Source organism: Nocardia carnea NBRC 14403, assembly GCF_000308515.1.
In the GTDB taxonomy this organism is placed as follows: domain Bacteria; phylum Actinomycetota; class Actinomycetes; order Mycobacteriales; family Mycobacteriaceae; genus Nocardia; species Nocardia carnea.
On sequence record NZ_BAFV01000029.1, the window covers coordinates 85,995 to 107,130 of the forward strand.

General features: G+C 67.2%; 15 protein-coding genes and 1 pseudogene. 11 read left to right on the plus strand and 5 right to left on the minus strand.

The annotated features are described in order from the left end of the window. Nucleotides 1–45: 45 nt before the first annotated feature. Complete coding sequence (gene otsB / locus ON22_RS11000; protein ID WP_033242062.1) at nt 46–4,032, plus strand: trehalose-phosphatase; 3,987 nt, start codon at nt 46–48, stop codon at nt 4,030–4,032. 288 nt (nt 4,033–4,320) lie between these two features. Here otsB and ON22_RS11005 read toward each other — a convergent pair whose 3' ends face one another. Next, the gene (locus ON22_RS11005; protein WP_033242063.1) at nt 4,321–4,992 is read right to left on the minus strand and encodes a DUF2267 domain-containing protein; all 672 of its coding nucleotides are present in this window, start codon (nt 4,990–4,992) and stop codon (nt 4,321–4,323) included. A gap of 720 nt (nt 4,993–5,712) precedes the next feature. After that, on the minus strand, nt 5,713–6,465 hold the full coding sequence (locus ON22_RS11010; protein WP_063820571.1) for a hypothetical protein: 753 nt from the start codon (nt 6,463–6,465) through the stop codon (nt 5,713–5,715). Nucleotides 6,466–6,945: 480 nt separating this feature from the next. Here ON22_RS11010 and ON22_RS11015 point away from each other — a divergent pair. From ON22_RS11015 to ON22_RS34570, 3 genes and pseudogenes are all read left to right on the plus strand, one after another. After that, nucleotides 6,946–8,719 (plus strand): annotated as a pseudogene (locus ON22_RS11015) (putative PEP-binding protein); the annotation flags it as partial. After that, a complete protein-coding gene (locus ON22_RS34565; RefSeq protein WP_051157441.1) occupies nt 8,716–9,276 on the plus strand; it encodes a hypothetical protein in 561 nt (186 codons plus the stop codon). The pseudogene ON22_RS11015 and the gene ON22_RS34565, both read left to right, overlap by 4 nt. A 131-nt stretch (nt 9,277–9,407) precedes the next feature. Next, nucleotides 9,408–9,752, plus strand: a complete 345-nt coding sequence (locus tag ON22_RS34570) for a hypothetical protein (RefSeq protein ID WP_051157443.1) — start codon at nt 9,408–9,410, stop codon at nt 9,750–9,752. A 63-nt stretch (nt 9,753–9,815) separates the two neighbouring features. Here the strand turns inward: ON22_RS34570 and ON22_RS11025 are convergent, their stop codons facing one another. Continuing rightward, nucleotides 9,816–10,268, minus strand: a complete 453-nt coding sequence (locus ON22_RS11025; protein ID WP_033242064.1) for a CBS domain-containing protein — start codon at nt 10,266–10,268, stop codon at nt 9,816–9,818. A gap of 333 nt (nt 10,269–10,601) precedes the next feature. On the opposite strand from ON22_RS11025, the gene ON22_RS11030 reads away from it, so the two are divergent. From ON22_RS11030 to ON22_RS11045, 4 genes are all read left to right on the plus strand, one after another. After that, nucleotides 10,602–11,138 carry a flavodoxin family protein gene (locus tag ON22_RS11030; RefSeq protein WP_033242065.1) on the plus strand — a complete coding sequence of 179 codons (537 nt, stop codon included), beginning with the start codon at nt 10,602–10,604 and terminating at the stop codon, nt 11,136–11,138. A gap of 89 nt (nt 11,139–11,227) precedes the next feature. Then, nucleotides 11,228–12,205: an Acg family FMN-binding oxidoreductase gene (locus tag ON22_RS11035; protein ID WP_033242066.1), complete on the plus strand. Its 978-nt coding sequence runs from the start codon at nt 11,228–11,230 to the stop codon at nt 12,203–12,205. Between the two features lie 55 nt (nt 12,206–12,260). Then, nucleotides 12,261–13,148, plus strand: a complete 888-nt coding sequence (locus ON22_RS11040) for a universal stress protein (protein ID WP_033242067.1) — start codon at nt 12,261–12,263, stop codon at nt 13,146–13,148. A 16-nt stretch (nt 13,149–13,164) separates the two neighbouring features. Then, nucleotides 13,165–14,076: a universal stress protein gene (locus ON22_RS11045; RefSeq protein ID WP_033242068.1), complete on the plus strand. Its 912-nt coding sequence runs from the start codon at nt 13,165–13,167 to the stop codon at nt 14,074–14,076. A 39-nt stretch (nt 14,077–14,115) separates the two neighbouring features. Here ON22_RS11045 and ON22_RS11050 read toward each other — a convergent pair whose 3' ends face one another. Beyond that, nucleotides 14,116–15,042, minus strand: a complete 927-nt coding sequence (locus ON22_RS11050; protein WP_033242069.1) for a universal stress protein — start codon at nt 15,040–15,042, stop codon at nt 14,116–14,118. Nucleotides 15,043–15,286: 244 nt separating this feature from the next. Here ON22_RS11050 and ON22_RS11055 point away from each other — a divergent pair, with 244 nt between their 5' ends. Both ON22_RS11055 and ON22_RS11060 read left to right on the plus strand, forming a co-directional pair. After that, a complete protein-coding gene (locus tag ON22_RS11055; RefSeq protein WP_033242070.1) occupies nt 15,287–16,669 on the plus strand; it encodes a wax ester/triacylglycerol synthase domain-containing protein in 1,383 nt (460 codons plus the stop codon). An 88-nt stretch (nt 16,670–16,757) separates the two neighbouring features. Next, the gene (locus ON22_RS11060; protein ID WP_051157445.1) at nt 16,758–18,116 is read left to right on the plus strand and encodes a wax ester/triacylglycerol synthase family O-acyltransferase; all 1,359 of its coding nucleotides are present in this window, start codon (nt 16,758–16,760) and stop codon (nt 18,114–18,116) included. A 14-nt stretch (nt 18,117–18,130) separates the two neighbouring features. Here ON22_RS11060 and ON22_RS11065 read toward each other — a convergent pair whose 3' ends face one another. Then, nucleotides 18,131–18,739 (minus strand): mycothiol-dependent nitroreductase Rv2466c family protein, encoded by a 609-nt coding sequence (locus ON22_RS11065; RefSeq protein WP_033242071.1) that lies wholly within the window; start codon nt 18,737–18,739, stop codon nt 18,131–18,133. A gap of 158 nt (nt 18,740–18,897) precedes the next feature. On the opposite strand from ON22_RS11065, the gene ON22_RS11070 reads away from it, so the two are divergent. Next, nucleotides 18,898–21,087: an MMPL family transporter gene (locus tag ON22_RS11070; protein ID WP_043740011.1), complete on the plus strand. Its 2,190-nt coding sequence runs from the start codon at nt 18,898–18,900 to the stop codon at nt 21,085–21,087. Nucleotides 21,088–21,136 lie beyond the last annotated feature (49 nt).

The window sequence follows — 21,136 nt, forward strand, 5'->3', positions numbered from 1 at the left end:
CTGACCTCCGGAGGCGCCGCGGGCTGCTGGAGACAGGTAGGTGCCATGCATATCGAGCCGAAGGCCCACGATTCGGCACCGCAGCTCGATATCCGCCGATACGACGCGGTGATCTTCGATATGGACGGTGTGGTGACCGACAGTGCGTCCATTCACGCTGCCGCCTGGACCGAGGCCTTCGACGCCTTCCTGGCAGCGCGGCCGGCGGGTCCCGGACAGGATCGGTCGCCGTTCACCGGGGCGGACTACCTGAAATATGTAGACGGAAAACCCCGTTACTCCGGTGTTGAAGACTTCCTTGCTGCTCGGCATATCCAGCTGCCTCGCGGTGAACCCGCCGATCCTGATACGGCCGCGACCATATGCGGGTTGGGTAACCGAAAAGACAACCTGTTCCGCCAGATTCTCGCCCGCGACGGGGTGGCGCCATTCGAATCGACAGTCGCCCTGGTGCGTCGGCTCCGCTTCCAGGGGATTCGTACAGGCGTCTTCTCGGCCAGCAGGCACTGTGCGGAGGTGCTCGCGGCCGCTGGTATCGCCCACCTTTTCGAGGTCCGGGTCGACGGGGTGGATGCCGCGGAGCTGGGACTGCCGGGAAAGCCCGATCCCGCCATGCTGTGTGAGGTGGTATCGCGCCTGGGCGTCGCCCCGGCCCGGGCGGTGGTCGTCGAGGACGCCGAGGCGGGAGTGGCGGCCGGACGAGCCGGAGGTTTCGCACTCGTCATCGGCATCGATCGGATCGGCCGTGGCGGGCGATTGGTGGCAGCAGGCGCCGATGTATCCGTCGACGATGCCATGCGAATAGGAGTGCGGGGAGGCTTCCGCCGTGTCGGTGAGGTGCCGGACGCGTTCGAGTTCTGGCCCCGGGTCACCGACCTGCTGGGTATCGCCGAGCCGGCTGTGCTCATGGATTTCGACGGAACCCTGGCCGAGATCGTCACCGACCCTTCCGCCGCCGAGATGGTGGAGGGCGCGGCGACCGCACTCACGGAACTGGCCGCTCACTACCCGGTCGCCGTGATCAGCGGCCGCGGCCTCGACGATCTTTGCGAACGAATGCCCGTACCCGGCGTCTGGCTCGCCGGCAGTCACGGGTTCGAATTGATGTCCCCGGACGGTACCCGGCATGTGCACGATGTGGTGCCCGGGGCCGAATCCGCGCTGGCCGATGCCGCCGAGAACTCGAGGGCACGATTGCGGGATGTTCCGGGTGTAGTCGTCGAGCACAAGCGGTTCGCGGTCGCCGTGCACTTTCGCACCGCAGCCGCCGAGGTCGCTGAACAGGTGATGGCCACAGTGCGCAACATCGGGCGTACCGCCGGCCTGCGGGTGAGCACCGGTCGCAAAATCGTAGAGTTGCGGCCCGACGTCGATTGGGACAAAGGCGACGCGGTGCGCTGGATCCTGCGGCATCTCGAGGGTGCCGTCCTTCCGGTATATCTCGGCGATGATGTGACCGACGAGGACGCCTTCGACGCGATCGAACCGGACGGGCTCGCCCTGGTCGTGCGCGATGTGGAGAACACCGACAGGTACACCGCCGCCCGCTACTCGCTGGCCGGGCCGCGCCGGGTCGGTAATTTCCTGGAACGGCTCGTGCATCTCGTGCGCGCTGCGCCGGCCGTAACCGATGCGGAGACCTGGTCACTGGTTTATGAGGGTTACGAGCCGCGGCAGGAGAAGCTACGAGAAGCGCTGGGCACCCTGGGTAACGGCTACTTCGCCACCCGCGGCGCGGCGCCGGAATGCCGAGCGGGCGAATCGCACTACCCCGGAACCTATATCGCCGGCCTCTACAACCGGCTCCGGGACCGGGTGGCGGGGCGGGAGATCGACAACGAGAGCCTGGTGAATGTGCCGAACTGGCTGCCGGTCACCTTCCGGATATCCGACGGCGACTGGTTCGAACTCGACACCGCGGAACTGCTGGACTACCACCAGCGTTTGGATATCCGTCGCGCCGAGCTGACCCGGAGGTTCCGGTTCCGCGACGACTCCGGGCGGATGACCAGAGTGGAGCAGCGGCGTTTCGTGGCCATACACCGGCCCCACCTGGCCGCACTCGCCACCACGATCACCGCCGAGAACTGGACCGGGACGCTGTGCCTTCGCTCGACCGTGGACGGATCGGTGACCAACAGCCTCGTCGAGCGTTACCGCGACCTGTCCGGCCGCCATCTGGGTGCAGTGCGCACGACCCGGCTGTCCGGCGATTCGGCGCTGCTGGCGACACAGACCAACAGTTCGCAGGTACCGATAACCGTCGCCATCCGCAATATTCTGCGATCCGGCAGCGCGGGAGCCCCGGAGACTGTGCGCGGGGAAAGCTCTGTCGGCCACGAGTTCACCGTCGAAGCCCGGGAGGGTGAGCCGGTGGTCCTGGAGAAGACCGTGGTGTTGTGCACGGGTCGTGATCACGCCTCGGCCGGCCCCGACGATGCGGCAGCACGAGGCCTGGAGACTGCTCAGGACTACGAAACCTTGTTCGCCGGACACGCCGCGGCCTGGGACCGGATCTGGGGACGTCTACGTATCGACCTGGACGACCACGATTCGGTGCGAACCCTGCGCCTGCATCTGCTCCATCTGATCCAGACCCTGTCGCCGAGCACTGCCGACCTGGATGCCGGAGTCCCCGCGCGCGGCCTGCACGGTGAGGCGTATCGCGGCCATGTCTTCTGGGACGAGCTGTTCGTGCTGCCCGTCCTGACCCCACGATTTCCAGGGTTGACCCAGTCACTGCTGCGCTACCGGTACCGGCGCCTACCCGAAGCCCGCCGGGCGGCCGCCGCGGCGGGGCTGGTCGGAGCGATGTTTCCCTGGCAGTCCGGAAGTGACGGGCGCGAGGAAAGCCAGCAGCTCCACCTCAATCCGCTGTCGGGCCGGTGGAATCCGGATCCGAGCCGGCGCGCGCACCATGTGGGCGCCGCCGTCGCCTACACCGTCTGGCAGTACTACCAGATGACCGGCGATCTGGAGTACCTCACCGAGCGGGGCGCCGAATTGCTGGTGGAAACAGCCCGGTTCTGGGCGGCGCTGGCCGATTTCGATGGGCGGCTCGATCGCTACGTACTCACCGGCGTGATCGGCCCGGACGAATTCCACGCCGGTTACCCGCACGCGCCGGGAGCCGGTGTCGACAACAACGCCTACACCAATGTCATGGCCGCCTGGACGATCCTCTGCGCACTCGAAGCACTCGAGGTGATCCCACCCCGTGCCTGCGCCGAACTGCTCGAGCGCCTCGGTGTGGCTTCCGGAGAACTACCGCGGTGGCGCGAGGTCGCCCACCGGATGTACGTGCCCTTCCACGACGGTGTCATCAGTCAGTTCGAGGGCTACGACCGGTTACGGGAATTGGACTGGGACCACTACCGGCGCCGTTACGGCGATATCCAGCGGCTGGACCGGATACTGGAAGCCGAGGACGACGATATCGGCCGATACCGCGCGGGAAAACAAGCGGATGTGCTCATGCTGTTCTATCTGTTCTCGGCGGACGAACTGCGCGAACTGTTCGCGTGCCTCGGCTACGAGCTGCCGGGTGAGATGATCCCCCGGACGATCGACTACTACCTCAGCCGGACATCACACGGCTCGACCTTGAGCGCCCTCGTACATTCGTGGGTGCTCGCCCGCGCCAACCGGGAACGCGCCCTGGAATTCTTCGTACGGGTGGTCGAATCAGATGTAGCCGATATCCAGGGCGGTACCACCAGCGAAGGAATCCACCTGGCCGCGATGGCAGGCAGTGTCGACCTGCTCCAGCGTTGCTTCACCGGGTTGGAGGTACGTGGTGACCGGCTCATTTTCTGCCCCTACTGGCCGGAAACGCTGGGTACGCTGTCGTTTCCCATGCTGTACCGGGGCCATCGGCTGATGGTGCGAGTCGGCGGCAGGAGAGTCGAGATAGGTTCCGAACCCGGGGACGCGCCGCCGATCGATATCGTCTGCCGGGACCAGGCGGTACGCCTGTCGCCGGGGAGCACCGTTCGCCTGGAGGATCGTCCCGCCCCGCCGACGGATGCATAACGAGCAATTGCCCGGCCGGAACACCTCGGTACTGTCAGCTGCGCGTCGTCGGCCGGTAGTGTATCGATGGGAATGATTCGTGACGATCTCTTCCTCGGCGCCGTGGACCTCTTCGATCAATCCCCGGTGAACGCCGCCACCGAGTGGGCGTCCTTCGACGATCGGCCAATCCCCGACCTGAGCTTGCATGGTCACTCGGCCTCTTCCGATTCGTTCCGGTCGCGCCGGGCGCATTGTGGAGTGACCGGGCAACCAGCCGGGCACGTCGGTCCTGTCGGGTGCACCGTTTCAGCTCACGTCCGTCGTACTCTGCTCTACCAGCCCCTCGGCCAGCAGAATGCGGTGCGCCGATTGTCCCGCGGCGGCAGCCCGCTGCTCGTCCGGGGGCAGCGCGGGTAACTGCTCGAGTCCGCGAGCCAGCACCGCCACCGCCTCGCCCAGGACTCGGAGCTGATGAGCGAGATCGTGGTCCCGGCCGTGTGCGAGTCGCCGGGACGGCGAGCGGGACACGTGGTCGGTCTCGTGGCCCGCGCCGAGGAAATCCCCCCACAGGGCGATGCCGAGGGGGCCGGGCAGCACCGCGAAGACCCGGCTCAGCTGACCAGGCGCGAACAGCTGGTCCAGTGCCCGGGTGACCTTCCCGGCGGTCGGCACGACCTCGCGGCGGTCGATGCGCGCCTGTTCGGCGAATTGATCGATGAACGCGGCGACGCCGTGCCGGACCGGCACTCTGGCGGGAACCCAGCCCTCGTACCACACGCCACGAAGGAGCTCGGGCAACTGCGCGCTCACATGGGCAGAGTTGGACACCCCGATCCGGTCGCGGACGGCATGCATCCACGCGCGCAGCGTACGGAAGGCGAACTGGCGGTCCTCGGTGCCCAGTTCGTCGGCGACAGCATTCAACCATGCATGCGTCGTGTGAATTGCTGCGGCAAACGGATCATTGCGGTGCGCCATGCGGTCGCCTCCTCGCGGTTCGTCCGAGAACACCGGTGGGGTGCTCTTCCAGCCTCGATTCCCGCACCACATCCGTGCAGGGCCGGAAGTCGACGATGGCCGGGGCGATGGTCCTGACCACAGCCGATTGCCGGGATCTCGCGCCCCGATCCGGCCCACCGGGTCGATGGTCCCTGGAGCAAGGGCCTGCCGACTGCGGTGGTGCTCGGCAGCGCGATCCACGATAGGGATTTTCTTCCTGGCGTCGTCGCCTATATCGCGGCCCTGCGTGACGTGGTGAACGCCCGGACCCCTCGGACGCTGGAGCCGATCGGCGAGACAGTGGCAGCAAACGAGCCGCTACGGCCCGTCACCGGCCCGGTGGTCGGTCGGCAGCGTTGCGGCAACCCGTGGGCGGACGCCCACCATTCCGGTGACCGCGCAGAGCCTTTCGGCGACGGCACCGAATCCGACACGCGACCTGCGGGACCGAGTTCACGCCGAAGACCACTCTTCGGCACCAGGATGCCCCCTCGCCAAAGACACCACCATGCCCACGTGCATATCGGGTACGCCATTTCGGCAACCTCCGCATAGCGGCGTCCAGATCAAGTACCAACGTCACTTCTTCGATCGGTGTACGCGCAGCCAGGCGGGCGGGCGTTCAGTCTTCACCTGGTGCGGCCGTAATCTTCGAGGTAGCGGACGGGTCCTGTGCCGGGTGCCCCGCGGCGGGGGTCGCTACCGGATGTCCGGGGCCGGCGTCGGCGCGGTCTCGCCGGTGACCTGTGGGGGCCGCGTCGCTACGGCAGTGGCCGACTCGGCTGGGATGTTACTTGCCGAGGTGGATCGCACCCGCTGTGCGAGGTTGTGGAACTGGCGTGCTTGCATGATCAGGTGAGCGGGTTCGCCGAACAGTGTGTCGAACACCGCGGTGATCGCCCGGGGGCCGTCCCGCCCAACCGTTCGGACCACCAGTCGCGTCTGATGATCGGGAAGTTCGCGCAGGTGAAAGCCCCATACTCCGCGCGCGAAGGCATGCGGGTCGGGTTCGGAGGGGGCGAGCGGCTGACCGCCGAGAAGCGTGAAATCGCTGCGCAGCACCAGAGTCGACGGGTACTCGGCGGCGGCCACAGTGAAGAAGAAGCGGCCATCGGTGGTCGCGGAGATCCGATCGCCGGTGCGCAGATCCTGCCACTCGTCGACGACCTCGGTGGCGCTGGGACGGCCCGCGTTGTCCACCTGGTCCCAGCTGTACCATCCGGCTCGGTCGGCCCCCATTTGAACCAGCCACGGCCACACCGCAGCCGGGGGAGCTGGCAAGGTGGTTGCCATGGTCGACCGTGAACGCGGCCGGCCGATGAAGTCGTCGCCGGGATAGCTTGCCGAGACCTCGTCGTCGGTCGCGCCCCACCGCAGCATGCGGTGCCTCAGCAGAAGGGCCGCTCCGGTCGCGGAGACCGCGGTGGCGATGGAGAGCAATACCGGGCGCATAGGGGCTCCTTTTGTGGAATCGGTTCGTCACCCCCAGTCCAATCACACCGGTCCGCGCAGGCCAGGGCCGACGGTCCCGGGTATGCGGTCTTCGGTCCCGACTACGTGTGCCGGGTCCTAGGCCGTGACCTACCGCGCAGGGCTCACCATGGCGCTAATCCTCGAATGGCTCAGATCATTGGGAGACACGACCTAGGTCCCGGTGACTCGGGCATGACGCCTCTGATCGTGCGCAGCTGATATCGACCACCCTGGAACTCATGCAGTCGCACGTACCCGCGCCCGTAACCCTGTGCGTGAGCACGTGGCGAGCCACCTCGTCCCACCCCGTGCCGATCGAGGCGCGACCGCCCAGCCTGCTGTATCACCTCGGCCGGCGTCGCCGCCACGAAGAGGGCCGCTCGTGCCGTACTCGCGTGATCCGCTGGCACCGGCCGTACACACCGTGCTCGAGTGGTTCACCGCAGCCGGTACCGATACATGGCTGTGGTGGTGCAGCAGATGGTCGCCGCGCGCCGGGCCGGGGTCGCGTTCACGGCGGACCCGGCCACCGGCCACCGGCCGCCGGGATCGGATCGTGATCGATGCCGCTCGCGGCCAGGGAGAGGTCGTGGTGTCCGGGACGACTCGTCCCGATACGTATATTCTCGACACCGCCGGGCCGCATCTACTCGAACACCGGCCTGGGCAGCAAGAGTTCGCCATCGTCGCCGGGCCGGACGGAGACCGCCGCGTCGAACTCGCCGACTCCGACACATCGACCGCGGCGCTCACCGAGCACGAAGCCGTCGAGGTGGCCGAGCTCGCGCTGGCGGTACAGCAGCACCACGGCGGCCGACCCCAAGATGTCGAGTGGGTGTATGACGAGGACACACTGTGGCTGGTGCAAGCCCGGCCCGTCACCACTCTGCGTGAATCGCACCCTACTTCGACCTCGGATCTGTCTCCGGCAACCGTGATCGTGCGCGGATTGGGTGCCGCGCCCGGCACCGCCGGTGGGACCGTACGCGTATTGTCCTCCCCCGACCAGGGGGAAGCCCTGCAGCAGGGCGAGATCCTGGTTGCCCCGATGACCAATCCGGATTGGCTGCCGACCATCAACCGGGCAGCCGCGGTGGTCACCGACAGCGGCGGAATGACCTGCCATGCGGCGATCGTCGCCCGCGAACTCGGCGTACCCTGCGTGGTCGGGGCACGATCGGCCACCACCGCGCTCACCGACGGTGACACTGTCACCGTCGACGGCTCGGCCGGCGAAGTCCGCGCGGGTATACCCGAATGTGCTCCCATACGCACCGTGCCGGTGGACCAGGACACCTCCGTACACGCCCCACTCACCCCGACAGCCACCAGACTGTATGCGAACATCGCCCTTCCCGAAGCCGCGCGGCGCGCGGCGGCCACCGATACCGACGGTGTCGGTTTGTTGCGCGCCGAGATACTGCTGACTCGGGCGCTGGACAACATGCACCCGCGCGAAGTGATCGCTCGTGGCGAGCAACGCGCCTTCCTCGACCGCATGGTCGATGCCCTGACAGATATCACCACCGCGTTCGCCCCGCGCCCGGTGATCTACCGCGCAACCGACTTGCGCAGCAACGAGTTCCGGGCGCTCGGTGGCGGGGAACGCTACGAGCCGCTCGAACACAATCCGATGATCGGTTACCGCGGCTGCTACCGTTACACCCAGGATCCCGAGGTGTTCCAGCTGGAGCTCGCTGCCCTGGCCGAGGTCCGGGAACGAACCCCCAACCTGCACTTGATGATTCCGTTCGTCCGGACCCGGTGGGAACTCGAAGCGTGCCTGGAACTGGTGGACGCCGGTCCGCTGCGCCATCAGCGCGGTATGCATCGCTGGGTGATGGCCGAAGTCCCCTCGGTCCTCTACTGGCTCCCCGAATACGTCGGCCTGGGGATAGACGGAGTCTCGATCGGCAGCAACGACCTCACCCAGCTGACCCTGGGAGTCGACCGCGACTCCGCCGAATGCGCCCCGCTGTTCGACGAAGCCGACCCCGCTGTTCTGGATGCCGTCTCGAATATCGTATCCGCGGCCCGCAACTTGGGGATCACCTCCTCGCTGTGCGGGCAGGCGCCGTCCAGCCACCCTGAGTTCATCGAGCACCTGATCGGAATGGGGATCACCTCGGTATCGGTCACGCCCGACGCCGTCCCCGCCGCGCGTCGGGCGATCGACGCCGCCGAGCGACGGTTACTTCTCGACCACGCCCGTGCGGCCACCGGTCCCCGATGACCGCCGGGCGAACATTCGTGCAGCTGCGGGAAACGCACACCGGTGTGGTCGTGCTGTGCGGGGACCGGGCCTACAAGGCCAAGAAACCGATCACGACCGATTTCCTCGATTTCGGCACCCCGGAACTGCGAGAGCGGGCCTGTGCGCGTGAGGTCGAACTGAATCGCAGACTCGCCCCCGATATCTACTTGGGCGTCGCCCACCTCACCGACCCCACCGGGGGTCCGGAGGAACCGGTGATCGTGATGCGCCGCCTGCCCGAGGAATCCCGGCTGTCCAACCGGCTCGGGGGCCGCTCGGATGGATCTACCGACCTGCCGGGCCTGGTGGAATCACTGGTGGCATTTCATGCCACGGCCCCGCGTGGACCCGATATCGACCGCGCCGGCACCGTCGAGGCGCTGGGGGAGCGGTGGAACGAGCTCATGGCGAGCATGCGGCACCAGCGGGGCGATGTCCTCGACCCGCTGGTGCTCGACACGATCAGGACACTGGCGCAGCGGTACCTGTCCGGCCGGCGGTCGCTGCTGGAGACCCGCATCGCCGCGAAACGGTAGTCGACGGCCACGGCGACCTCCTCGCCGAGGACATCTTCGAACTGTCCGACGGGTTTCGAATTCTCGACTGCCTGGATTTCGACGATCGGCTGCGCTACGTCGACTGTCTGGACGATATCGCATTCCTCGCTATGGACCTGGAGTTCCTGGGCTACCTCGAACACGCGGAATACCTTGTGCGGGAATACCGTCGCCGATCCGGCGACACCGCCCCGGAATCCTTGGTCGACCACTACGTCGCCTACCGTGCGAAGGTCGACGCGATCCGCGCCGGGCAGGGCGATGCCTCCGCGGGTGACCGCGCGCACCGGCATCTCCGGATCGCGGTGGGGCATCTGCGGCGGGCGGCGGTGCGACTCGTCCTCGTCGGCGGTCCACCCGGTTCCGGGAAATCCACACTGGCCAGCGGACTGGCGGCACATACCGGCGCTGTCGGTGGCAGCGGCCCACCGGGTTTGGGATCGTCTCGCCGATGAAGCGGGCCCCGACGTGCGCCACCCCGGACTCCGGCTGCCCGAACCTCTGCGCAGCGGCGACAGTTAGACCGTGGGCGTTTCGGCCTGGACGGGCAACTGCGGTTCGCATACTGCCTCGACGAACTTCCCGACCTGCTGCTCCGGCAGTTCCCGGGCCAGATCGGCTTCGGTGATGATGCCTACCAGGCGACCGTGGTCGGTGACGGGGAGCCGGCGGATCTGGTATCGCTCCATCAGCGCCAGAGCGTCGCCGATATCGGTACCGGTCTCCACGGTGTGCAGCTCGTCGCCTTGGGCATACTCGCCGGCGGTGGCAGTAGCGGGGTTGTGTCCCAGTGCGACACAGTCGACGACGATATCGCGATCGGTGACGATGCCTACCGGCCGGTCCTCGCCGTCGCAGATCGGGAGCGCTCCGATGCCGCGTTGCCGCATCTGCTGCGCGGCGGTGCCCAGCGTGTCACGCACTCCTATATGGGCTACTTCTTCGTGCATCACAGCCTGTGCGGTGGTCACTGCTACCTCGCTGTGGTGACGTTTTCGGTGATGCGCCCGATCCTTGCTGCCGGGATCGGGCGGTATCAGGGGACTAGGTACTCTGCGGCAGGTCTTTTGGTAGTCGATGCGAAACGGGTTTCGTTCCGCCGCGAGACCTCGACGTATCGCCTACTTCTCACGGTGTTGCGCCATTTTCCGGTGCTGTCTGCGCTGTGTCTGTGGTGGGTGGGTTCGATGACCCAAAGTCACTCGACAACCCATCGTTCGGCACTGTAGGTGCGACGATTCCACGATTAGCGTTCGGAGACGCGATATGACACAGCCGCTGTTCACCGAGCGAGGAGATCCGGTATGCGTGCACGCGTCGTCTACGAGTCCGTTTTCGGCAACACCGAGGCCGCGGCTGTCGCCATCGCCCGGGGGCTGCGCGAATTCGCCGAAGTCGAATCGGTGGACGTGGCCCATCCCAGGCCTGCTTCCCATTCGCCCGTGGACCTTCTCGTCGTCGGCGGTCCTACCCATGCCTTCGGCATGAGTCGGCCCCGGACCCGGCAGGAGGCAGCCGAACGATTCGGTGGACCGGACGTTACGGGAGGCACGGTCGGTATCCGGGAGTGGCTCGAGGCCGAACCCCGGGCCTCCTCCGGTGCGCGGGCGGCGGTGTTCGGGACCAAGATGCAACGCCCCGGCCGGCTTCCCGGATCCGCGGCCCGCGGTATCGGCAAGCGGCTGCGCCGGGCCGGGTACGAACTCGTCCGGAGCCCGATCGACTTCTACGTCGTCGGGCTCACAGGACCTCTCGCACCGGGTGAGTTCGATCGCGCCAGGTCATGGGCAGCGCACCTGGCGTCCCAAGAAGCCGATCGTCGCGCACAGCAGTCGCGATAGGCAGGCGGCGCGGTCCCGAGGGTTACACGCGGCGTTGACCGCCGCCGACTGTCCCCGACAAGACACCCATCCGAGAGCGAGGACCCATCATGGCCGGGATTCATCCGGACACAGAGGCCGTGCGTGCCGCCTTGGCACTGGCCGTCCGGGCACCTTCGGTGCACAACACCCAACCGTGGCAGTGGCGAATCGGAGACCGGACCGTTCACCTGTACGCCGACGACAGCCGGCGGCTGCCGCATACCGACCCCGACGGGCGCGACGAAATCCTCAGCTGCGGCGTGGCCCTGCACCATTTCCGCGTCGCGGCCCGATCGATGGGATGGCGAACCATCGTTCACCGGCTGCCGAACCCCGCAGACCCCGAGCACCTCGCAGCGGTCGAATTCGCCCGCGCGACTCCGACCGCGGAGGACGAAGAGCCGGCACGCGCGATAAACCGCAGACATACCGACCGGCGGCGGGTTTCGGCTCGGGAGACCCCGGCCGGTGATCTCGCCACGCTCGCTGCCGCGGCCACCGAACAAGGCGCCGATGTCCGTGAGATCACTGGTGACGCGGATCGTCCGGTGCTGGTGGCGGCGTTCGCGCGGGCCGCCGAGAAACACCGGACCGACCCCGACTATCGCACCGAACTCTCGATGTGGAGCGGCCATCACGCCGCACCCGACGGTGTACCCGCACGGAACGCCGTGCCCGTCGCCGCGGATCCGCTCATCCGTGAGTTCGCGGGTGCCACACTGCGCGAATCCGGTGTGCGGGATATGACCGAGGGTGGAAGTATCCTGCTGATCCACACCGACTCCGACGATCGTCTTGCTCGGCTGAGGGCCGGAGAAGCGAGCAGTGCTGTGCTGCTGACAGCGACGATGCTCGGTATGGCGACCTGCCCGATGACCGAGCCGTTCGAACTGCCCGATACCCGCGAGATGGTGCGCGGCCGGATCCTCGAGGGCGTCGGCTATCCGCAGCTTGTCGTCCGGATCGGCGCGGCGCGGGCGGGCGCGGACGATATCCCGGTCTCGCCGCGCCGGCCGCTCGACGAGGTGATCGGGCCCATGCGCTGATCCCTCATCAGTAGGTGAAGTCCGGATACCTGGCCGGACCAGGACGGAGCAACCGATGACAAAGGTCCCGGCCGAGGAAGCCGGCACATCGATCCTGGTGGGTGTCGACGGCTCACTGCCGCCACTGCGTGCCGCCGCGTGGGCCGGGCTGCAGGCCCAGCTGTGGGGCAGGACGCTGCACCTCCTCACATCGTGCGCATTGCCACCACGCTCGGGGATATCGGTGCCGGACGTGGCGGAGATCGAGTGGCTGCGGGCGGACGGTGAGAGGGTACTCGACGAAGCGGTGCGAACGGCCCGCGCGACAGCCGGCGGTTCGGTGCCGATCACGACCGAAGTGACCTTCGAAACGGCCACCCCGACCCTGCTGGATCGTTCGGCGCGGGCGGCGATGCTGGTCGTCGGCCGGCGCGGCCGCGGCGGGATCAGCCCGACGGTCATCGGTTCGCTCAGCTCCGCGGTGGCTGCACACGCACAGTGCCCGGTCGCGGTCATATCCGGGCAGTCCGGAACCGATCCGGTCTCACGTAGCCGTCCGGTGGCGGTCGGGGTCGACGGGAGCCCGCACAGCCTGGTCGCGCTGGAGACCGCTTTCACCGAGGCATCGCGGCGCGGAGTGGGGTTGGTGGCGGTGCACGTCTGGAGCGATACCAGTGGAATCGAAGTTCCCGCCGATAGACGGCCCACCGACGATGCTCTGCTCGCGCGGTGGATGGCCGGTCCAGCACGGCGATATCCCCGGGTGGAGGTCGAAAGGGTCGTTCGCACCGACGCGCCCGCACGGACGCTGACCGCAGAATCGGCGTGGGCTCAGCTGCTGGTTGTGGGTCGCCGCGGCCGCGGCGGAGCCCCGGGGACCGTTCTGGGGACGACGACGGTCGCGCTGTTGTACGCGGCGGAATGCCCGCTCATTGTCGTGCACGGTGAACCCATGAGGAACTAGCGCGGAAGGGAAAGCCATGGCAGACCACGGACCCGGACCGAAGACACACTCGGAGCCGCCGATAGTAGCGGCCGCGGACGGCTCACCGAGTTCCAACTGGGCGGTTGCCTGGGCAGCTCTCGAAGCGAGTATGCACCGCTGCGGGTTACACCTGGTCAATTCGTGGACGATACCGTCCGGTTTCGGGCCCGACGCGATCGCGACCGAGAACGATCTGCACCGGATGTACGAACGCGGTGAGCGAATTCTCGCCGAGGCGGCGCACGTGGCCCGGACGGCGGTACCGGGCGACGAACTCGCCGTCAGCACCGAGACCACCGCTCTGCTCATTACCCCGGCGCTCATCGCGCAGTCGTCCGCGGCGCGGATGCTGGTGGTCGGCAGTCGCGGCCTGGGCGCCTTCCGACGCGGCCTGCTCGGGTCGGTGAGTACGGCCGTCACCCGCCGGGCCCACTGCCCGGTCGCGGTGATCCAGGCCGACACGCCACTGGATGTGGTGTCGGCCGGCCTGCCGGTGCTGGTGGGCGTGGATGGCACCGGCAACAGCGTCGCGGCGGTGGAACTCGCCTTCGACGAGGCGGCGCGACGGTCGGTCGGGCTGACCGCATTGCACGCGTGGAGCGATACCAGCGGACTCGATATCCCGGTCCGCAATTGGGACAGCGCCCGAACATCGGCCGAAGCGGAGCTGTCCGAGAACCTCGCCGGGTATTGCGAGCGCTATCCGGATGTACCCGTCCAGCGGATCGTGACGGCGGACCGGCCGGTCCGCTCGCTGCTCGATGCCTCGGGCGATGCGCAACTGGTCGTCGTGGGCAGTCACGGGCGTGGCGGTTTCGCGGGAATGCTGCTCGGCTCGACGAGCAATGCGTTACTTCACGCCGTAGATGCTCCGATGATCATCGTCCGCGCACCCGACGCCCCCTGAACGGTGACCGCGGGACTGTATGCCGGCTCGATGCGGGAATCAGCGGTGCTGTTCGGTATGGGTCACCATGACCGGGCAGTGCGCGTGCTGGACGAGGGCATTGCCGGTGGATCCCAGCAACAGGCCGCGGAATCCACCCCGGCCGCGGTTGCCGACGACGACCAGTTGCGCCAACCTCGACCAGCCGATCAACTGATGAACCGGTCCGGCGGGGTAGACCTTGCGAATGACCGGGACATCGGGATACTTCTCCTGCCAACCGGCGAGCTGCTCGGACAGGAGGGTTTGTGCCGCGGTGGCCACCACCGGGTCCGTGATCGTATTCGGGTATCCGGCAAAGCGATCGAAACGCTGATCGCACCAGGCGTGTACGGCCACGAGCCGGCTCTTGCGCTCGGCAGCCTCGTGGAATGCCGCCGCGAGGGCAGATTGGCTCCGCGGACTGCCGTCTATGCCCACCACGACCGGGTATCCGCCGCCCGGCTGGAGTTCGGTTCCCCGATGCCGGACCACCGCGATGCTCCCTCGCCCGTGTGCGACGACGGCGAGCAGCGTGGAGCCGAGGTGGGTGAAAGTCCCACTGTCGCCGGCCGCACCGAGGACGACCATATGGGCGTCGGCCGATCGCGCGATGAGTAGTCGCGCAGGTTCCGCTTCGCAGACCTCGGGGCGGATCTGGACGCCGGGAGCGACCGACCTGGCCAGATGTGTTGCCGAGGTGATGTACTCGGCCCCGCGCCGGCGAATATTGTCGGTGATGCCGGGGGCCAGCAGGTCGAAGGAGCCCAGTGCGGCCGCGGCGGCCGTGAGATCGAGCCCGTGCACGATGTGGAGGGTCCGGCCACGCTGGGCCGCCGTTTCCGCGGCCCAGCGCACCGCTCGGTGGGAGGCGGCGGAACCGTCGGTGCCCACCACGACGGCAGCGGAGGCCAGATTGTGCGGTCGGTCCGGGCGGTGGGTGACCATGTCGTGGGTCCCTTCGGCTCGACGGGCACAGTATTCGTAGATTAGAAGCTCGTCTCCGCCCGGCACGCCTGTCGTTTGTCATGAACCCGGGGGCCGAAAGGTGACAGTCCGGTCCATCGGGTGAACAGCGTGGCGCCTTCGACGCGGGGATCGGTGACCTTCGCCTCTGCCGGTGATCAGCCGGTGGGGGAACAGTGAGGATCACGACGTACTTACCGATCGCTCACGACGAAAGCAGCTGAGGATGGGTTCCGGTGCCTCCCATATGACCCAGTCGGACCTGTTCACCTGGAGTATGGAACAGGATCCCGTACTCCGGTCGACCATCGTCTCGGTGCTCGTTCTCGATGCGGAACCGCAGTGGGACACGGTGCTGCGGGTAGTGGATCGGGGCACCCGGGTGGTCCCGCGGTTCCGGCACATCCTGTCCACGGTGCCGTTGGGTCTCGCGCCGCCCCGCTGGGAGCCGGACCCGAATTTCGACCTGTCCTGGCATCTGCGCCGCGGCGCGCTGCCGGGCGCGGCGGACCGGCGGGATGTGCTGGAGTTCGCTCGGAACGAGGTGATGACAGCCTTCGACCCGGCGCGCCCATTGTGGACATTGACCCTGTTGACCGGTTTACCCGAAGGGCGCACGGCCGCTGTTCTCAAGGTCCACCACAGTTTGACCGACGGCGTCGGCGGGATGGAGATCGCCGGACAGATACTGGACATCTCGCGCGAGGACACCGAACGGGGACCGGTTCGTGGGCATCACGGCTCCGCGGCCGGCCAGGTCGCCGATACGCTGGTGTGGAACTGGTCGACCGGATACGGGCTGGTTCGTGGCGGAGTATCGGCGATGGCGGCGATCGGACGAGCGGCGTGGAACCCGGTCGCCGCCGCGCGCGGCGGCGCGGCCCTCGCCTTCTCGCTCGGACGCCTGACCCGTCCCGTGGTCACCACGATGTCTCCGGTGATGACCGAACGCAGTCTCGGTCGGGGGTTGACGGTACTCGAAGTACCTCTCGAACCGTTGACCGAATCCGCACTGGCGGCCGGATGTACCGTCAACGATGCCTTCTTGACCGCTCTCCTGCTGGGATTACGTACCTACCACGCTCGATACGGCGCACCGATAGACCGGCTACGGGTGACGGTCCCGATCAGCATCCGAGCCGAAGACGACCCGATCGGCGGGAACCGGATCACTTTGGCGAGATTCGGCATTCCGGTCCATACCGACGATGTATTGGACCTGATGTGGGAGGTGCACGGTCTCGTCGACCGCTGGCGTCGTGAACCTGCCATTGCGCTGTCCAATGCGGTGGCCGCCGTATTCAACCGCCTGCCCAGCGGTGCGCTGGCGCAGATGCTGAAGCATGTCGATTTCGTCGCCTCCGATGTACCGGGCTCGCCTGTCCCGCTCTATCTCGCGGGGGCCGAGGTGGAGAGCATTCATGCGTTCGGTCCGACCATCGGCACCGCGTTCAACGCGACACTGATCTCGTACCTCGGAACATGCCGTGTGGGGATCAATGCCGATACGGCGGCGGTGCCGGATCTGCCGGAATTCACCGCTTGCCTCGATTCCGGGTTCCGCGCCGTGCTGGCACTCGGTTCCGGCGTGCCTACCGCTGCCAGGTGACGACGGTGACCAGGCGATCGAATGTCTGTGTCACGGCTATCGGCGACGTGCCGACTGTGCGGCAATTCCTTCGTGACAGGAGTGCGCCATGACCGAACTCCGGGCACTCGATACCGGTTTCATCGAATTGGAGGATGCCGATTGGCGGATCAGCCTCGGTATCGCGGTTGTCGCGATCCTCGATGGTCCACCACCCGTACGCGCCGCTTTCACTGTGGCACTGGGGCGGCGGCTCGATGGGATACCGCGGTTGAAGCAGCGAGTACACCGCGCCCCACTCGATGTGACCGCCCCGCAGTGGGAGGACGACCCTGCCTTCGACCTCGCCCACCATATTCGCTGGACGGCTCTGCCACGTCCGGGCGACGAGAAGACGCTGTGGGAGTTGGTGGCCACCGAAATCGAGGAGCGCCTCGACCGCGACCACCCACTGTGGCAGTGCGTCGTGGTGGAGGGGCTCGCCGAGAACCGTTGGGCACTGATTCTGAAGGCACACCACAGCTTGGTGGACGGAATCTCCGGAGTGGCGGTCTTCGCAAAGCTCTGCGATCCGCCGCCGGCGACCGCCGGCAAGCGGGTACCTCCGCGTCGTGCCAACCAGCCCGCGAAACTCTCGTCCTTGCTGAAGCTTCCGGTGTCGGTGCCGGGAATCGCTTTCGATACGGTTCGCCGTCTGGTTCCAGTCGGTGCGGCTGTGGTCGAACCGGGTCCGGTGTCCTCGCTCAACGGGCCGATCGGGCATCGGCGCCGGTATACCGCGGTGCGGGTGTCGCTGCCGAGGGTGGCCGATATCGGCGCGAAGTACCGGGTCACTGTCAACGACGTAGTCCTTGCCGCGATCACCGCGGGTTACCGGGATCTGTTACTGGGGCGCGGGGAGACACCGGCCGCGCACGGACTGCGCATATTGGTGCCGGTGTCCATGCGGGCCGAGCACGCGAAATATGTCCTGGACAACCGGGTCTCGGCGGTTCTGCCGTACTTGCCGATCGACCGAACCGACGCTGTCGACCGCCTCCGCGCCATCCACACGACCATGCAGGCCCAGAAATCCGGTGGAGCGGCGGGCGCCGAGCATACGGTTCTGGGGCTGGCGCAATGGCTTCCGTTCGCCGCGGTGGCGTGGACGCTGCGGCTCGCCACGCGGTTTCCGCAGCGTGGTATCGCCGCGGTCGCGACCAATGTGCCCGGTCCGCGGCACGAGCTCACACTTCAAGGCCATAAAGTGCTGGAACTGGTGCCCGCCGTGCCGATCGCGATGCGCTTGCGCACCGCGATCGCAATTCTCAGCTACCACGATCACCTGGTTTTCGGAATTACCGGTGATTACGATACGACCCCCGATATCGACGTGCTGGCGGACGGGATCCGAGGCGCCGTCGGTGAACTCGCCGCCCGTGCCGGCCGTGGTGGCGATTTCTCCGGTCGGCCGTATGGAGAGGGATAGAACCGGTCGGCGACTCACCGGTCTGCGGCGGGCGAGAAGGACGGAGATCCCTGGTAGGGGCGTTGGAGAGCAGCGAATTCCGGGACTGTGGCTGTGGTGAGGAGAGCATCGAGCAGGGCGCGGCCTTGGTCTGGGTGCGGCGGCGCGGTGAGGACGGGCCCGGCGAACCCGCGCCCGGCGATCGAGATGATCGGGCTGCCGCCCGGACCACCGAGCGCGTCCTGACTCGCTCGATGAGCGCGGGCCACCGCGGGATCGTAGGCCGCGTCGTCGAGTGCGCCGGTCAACGCCGGATCGAGTCCGGCGCAGGACAATGCATTGATCGAGGCGGCTTCCGCCGGTCGGCCTTTCAGGTGGAGCTGTACCCCGAATTCCCGATAGAGCGTGGCGAAAACGGCCTCGTCGTATTTTTCTGCCGCCGCGGCGAATATTCTGCCGACCCGGCGCGAGCGCTCGATCATAGGCCGGTGGCCGGTTTCGGCATCGTTGCCTTCGTTCAGCACCGCCAGGCTCATCTGCCGCAGGGTGACCTGATGTGTACTCGCCGCACTGTCGAGCAGCCAGCTCGAGGTAACCCAAGCGAACGGGCACACCGGGTCGAGATACAGATCGATCGCGATCATGGTCGTTCCTCCTTCAGTGCGGCTCGTGGGCCGGAACAGCTCGTTCGGTGCGTCCGCGCAGCGTGACGCTCGAGTAGCCCGATGACCCAACTATACCCCCTGGGGTATAGTTGGCTGCGATAAATACCCCGGGGGGTATATAGACGAGGTGGGTGCCGATGAGTGAAGAAACCGAGAACCGGGGAGTCGATGCGTCGACGTACGTTGTGACCGCGGTCGCCCCGCAACCATCGCTCCCGCGCGCGGGCGGACCGCTCGCGCGACTGGGGGCCACCATGGCCGGGCGCGCGCGCCTGGTTTTCGGGGTGTGGCTGGTTGTGTTGATCGCACTCGGCGCGGCTGCACCCAGTGTGTTCACCTCGCTCGCGGGCGCAGGCTGGCAGGCCGACGGGTCGGAGTCGGTGCGGGTACGTGAAGTCGCCGAGCAGCATTTCGGTGGGAACTCCTCGGCCGCTGTGCAGGTGGTCGTGCATTCCGGCACCGAGACCGTCGACGGTCCGGTGATGGCCGGGGTGATCGCCGAGGTCGCTCAGGTGTTCGCCGGAGACGACCGATTCGGGCCCGTGATCGCACCGCAGCCGGGAATGACGATCAGCCCCGACGGTCACACCGGGATCCTCATCGCAGGTGCGAACGCATCCACAGATGACATGGTCCGTGCGGTCGACGACCACAAGGCGGCTCTGACGGCGTTGTCCGGCGGGGGAGTGGAGGTCTATCCGACGGGCGCGTCGGCACTCTGGAGTGATTTCAACAAAGCGAACCACGACGCGATGATCAAGGCTGAGTTGTTCTCCTGGCCGGTGACCCTCGCGATCATGGTGCTGGCGTTCGGGTCGTTGGTCGCGGCGGGGCTGCCGCTGCTGCTGACCGTCGCCGGTCTGGTGGCTTCGGCCGGTGGGCTGGTGCTGCTGAACCAGATCACGCCCATCTCGGTGTGGGCAATGAACTTCGCGATGATGTTCGCCCTCGCGCTCGGGATCGACTACGCCCTGTTCATCGTCGCGCGCTTCCGGGACGCGCTGACCAGAACCGCCGATACCCGGCGGGCAGTCGCCGAGACCATGGACACCGCCGGAAAAGCCGTTGTGCTGTCGGGCATCACAGTGCTGGTGAGCTTGTCGGCGGTGCTACTCGTTCCGGCTCCGGCGGTACGCACGATGGCTGTCGGCATCATGCTGGCGGTGGTGTTCGTACTCGCCGCTACCCTGACGTTGCTTCCCGCGACGCTGGGTGCTCTCGGCGCCAAGATCAACGCAGGTTCGCTCCCCTACGCCAAGAAGCAGCAGCACCGGTCCCCGCGTTTCGCCCGATGGGGCGAGATGCTGCACAACCATCCATGGCCGTTCGCGGTCGCCGCGCTCGCGGTGCTGATCGGGCTGTCGATCCCGGTGCTGGGGCTGAAGGTCGCGATGCCTTCGATCCAGGTCGTGCCGGCGGACGCCCCGGTGCGTCAGGGGTACGAACTCGTGCAACGGCAGCTGGGCCCCGGCGCACCGGGCGCACTCCAGATCATCGCCCCCGCCGAGGACGCGGCCGAAGCCGGGCGCCTGGCCGCGACTATCGACGGCGTGGCGATGGTCACTCCCGCCCAGCCCGCCGCTGACGGATCGGGTCTGGTGATGCTGCAGGCCCTGCCGGAAGTCGACCCTTCCGACAACCGCATGAGCACAATCCTCGGCGACCTGCGGGAACGGCTACCCGACCAGTCGATTGTCGGTGGCGCTCCCGCGGAGAACCTCGATCTGCAGCACGCGCTCGACTCCTACCTGCCGATCATCGTCGGGGTGATTCTCGTACTCGGTTTCGTACTGCTGTTGGTCGCGTTGCAGGCTCCGCTCATCGCGGCGCTGGGCACCCTGGTCAGTCTGCTGTCGACCGCCGCCGCCTTCGGTGTGGCGAAACTGATTTTCCAGGACGGTCACGGCGCGAGTCTGCTCGGCTTCACCCCGCAGGGATTCCTCGACGGCTGGGGCCCGGTGTTCTTCTTCGCCATGATCTTCGCGATCGCCATGGACTACACCGTGTTCCTGCTGGCCACCGCGAAAGAACACTACGAGCACCCCGAGGACCCGAAAGCCGCCCATATCGACGGATTGGCACACTCCGGGCGAGTGATCTTCGCGGCGGCCGCGGTCATGGTCGCGGTGTTCTTCACCTTCGCCCTGGCGCAGCCGCTGCCCCCGAAGGAGATGGGCATCATCCTCGGCGTCGCAGTCCTGCTCGACGCTCTCGTGGTGCGGTTGGTGCTGCTACCGGTCATTCTTCGACTGACCGGCCACGGTGCCTGGTGGTCGCCTCGCTGGCTGCGCAGATCGCTGCCGCGCATCAGTTTCGCGCACCACTGACGGCCCGTGCGTCCTACCTCACCCCGGTGTAATACCCCTGGGGGTATCA

Bases quoted from the DNA above. Each gene is read 5' to 3' on its own strand.
- ON22_RS11055 (WP_033242070.1), top strand. From the start codon at position 15,287: ATGGGTTCCGGTGCCTCCCATATGACCCAGTCGGACCTGTTCACCTGG.
- ON22_RS11005 (WP_033242063.1), bottom strand. From the start codon at position 4,992: ATGGCGCACCGCAATGATCCGTTTGCCGCAGCAATTCACACGACGCAT.
- ON22_RS11010 (WP_063820571.1), bottom strand. From the start codon at position 6,465: ATGCGCCCGGTATTGCTCTCCATCGCCACCGCGGTCTCCGCGACCGGA.
- ON22_RS11035 (WP_033242066.1), top strand. From the start codon at position 11,228: ATGGCCGGGATTCATCCGGACACAGAGGCCGTGCGTGCCGCCTTGGCA.
- ON22_RS11040 (WP_033242067.1), top strand. From the start codon at position 12,261: ATGACAAAGGTCCCGGCCGAGGAAGCCGGCACATCGATCCTGGTGGGT.
- ON22_RS11050 (WP_033242069.1), bottom strand. From the start codon at position 15,042: ATGGTCACCCACCGCCCGGACCGACCGCACAATCTGGCCTCCGCTGCC.
- ON22_RS11065 (WP_033242071.1), bottom strand. From the start codon at position 18,739: ATGATCGCGATCGATCTGTATCTCGACCCGGTGTGCCCGTTCGCTTGG.
- ON22_RS11030 (WP_033242065.1), top strand. From the start codon at position 10,602: ATGCGTGCACGCGTCGTCTACGAGTCCGTTTTCGGCAACACCGAGGCC.
- ON22_RS11070 (WP_043740011.1), top strand. From the start codon at position 18,898: ATGAGTGAAGAAACCGAGAACCGGGGAGTCGATGCGTCGACGTACGTT.
- otsB (WP_033242062.1), top strand. From the start codon at position 46: ATGCATATCGAGCCGAAGGCCCACGATTCGGCACCGCAGCTCGATATC.
- ON22_RS11045 (WP_033242068.1), top strand. From the start codon at position 13,165: ATGGCAGACCACGGACCCGGACCGAAGACACACTCGGAGCCGCCGATA.
- ON22_RS11060 (WP_051157445.1), top strand. From the start codon at position 16,758: ATGACCGAACTCCGGGCACTCGATACCGGTTTCATCGAATTGGAGGAT.
- ON22_RS34565 (WP_051157441.1), top strand. From the start codon at position 8,716: ATGACCGCCGGGCGAACATTCGTGCAGCTGCGGGAAACGCACACCGGT.
- ON22_RS34570 (WP_051157443.1), top strand. From the start codon at position 9,408: ATGGACCTGGAGTTCCTGGGCTACCTCGAACACGCGGAATACCTTGTG.